Genomic DNA, 1,252 nt, shown 5'->3' on the forward strand with positions numbered 1-1,252 from the left:
CTCACCCTGCGGGTGGACGCGCGCAAGCCGCCGGCCAAGGGCGAGGTGGTGCACGTGGCCATCCGCCCCGGCGAGGCGCACGTGTTCTCCCCCGAGTCGGGCAAGCGCGTCTCCCAGGACGAGCGCTAGGTCCGGACCCGGGCGGGGCGCTCCGGGACCTGGAGCGCCCGCTCAGACGGTGAAGACGATCTTCCCGGCGGTGCGGCCCTCGAGCATGCGCGTGAACCCCTCGCGCGCCTGCTCGAGGGGCAGCTCGACGTCGACGACCGGACGCACACCGGTGACCCGGCACAGCTGCACCAGCGACTCGAGCTCGTCGCGGGTGCCCATCGTCGAGCCGACCACCGACAGCTGGGTGAAGTAGACCCGGTTGAGCTCGGCGCCGGGGTCGAAGCCGGTGGTGGCGCCGGAGATGACGACGACGCCGCCCGGCTTGAGCGACCGGATGCTGTGCGACCAGGTCGCCTTGCCGACGGTCTCCATCACGCCGTCGACCCGCTCGGGCAGCCGGGCGCCGGTCTCGAACGCCTGCTCGGCGCCGAGCGCGAGCGCCGCCGCCCGCTTCTCCTCGCTGCGGCCGGTCACCCACATCCGGTAGCCGGCGGCCCGCCCGAGGACGACCAGCGCGGTGGCCACGCCGCCGCTGGCCCCCTGCACGAGCACCGTCTGCCCGGGCCGCAGGCCGGAGCGGACGAACAGCATCCGGTAGGCGGTCAGCCAGGCGGTGGGGAGGCAGGCGGCCTCGGCGAAGGACAGCTCGGCCGGCTTGGGCAGCAGGTTGCGGCGGGGGACCGCGACCCGCTCGGCCATCGTGCCCTGGTGCAGCTCGGAGAACAGCGAGCGCTTGGGGTCGAGGGTCTCGTCGCCGGTCCAGCCGGGGCTGGCCACGACGCCGTGGACGACGACCTCGTTGCCCTCCTCGTCGAGCCCGGCCGCGTCGGTGCCCAGGATCATCGGCATCCGCTCCTGCGGCAGGCCGACCCCGCGCAGGCTGAACAGGTCGTGGTGGTTGAGCGAGACGGCCCGGACCTGCACCGTCGTCCAGCCGTCGGGGACCTCGGGCTCGGGGCGCTCGCCGACCTCCAGCACGGACAGCGGGTCGTCGGGCGAGGGCGAGGAGACGAAGACGGCGCGCATGCGCCGGACGTTAGGACACCGGGGTGGGGGGGGGGGGGGGGGGGCCCGCCGGGCCGCGCCGGGGCGGGGGTCGGGGGGGCGGGGGGGGGGGGGGGGGTTGGGGTGGGGGGGCGGG

1 protein-coding gene is annotated in these 1,252 nt (G+C 76.0%); it reads right to left on the bottom strand.

The features are described from left to right. Nucleotides 1–171: 171 nt before the first annotated feature. The gene (locus tag ACI78U_RS24900) at nt 172–1,137 is read right to left on the bottom strand and encodes a zinc-binding dehydrogenase (RefSeq protein WP_456878129.1); all 966 of its coding nucleotides are present in this window, start codon (nt 1,135–1,137) and stop codon (nt 172–174) included. Nucleotides 1,138–1,252 lie beyond the last annotated feature (115 nt).

The organism is Geodermatophilus sp. SYSU D00710 (genome assembly GCF_054050195.1).

Bases quoted from the DNA above. Each gene is read 5' to 3' on its own strand.
- ACI78U_RS24900 (WP_456878129.1), bottom strand. From the start codon at position 1,137: ATGCGCGCCGTCTTCGTCTCCTCGCCCTCGCCCGACGACCCGCTGTCC.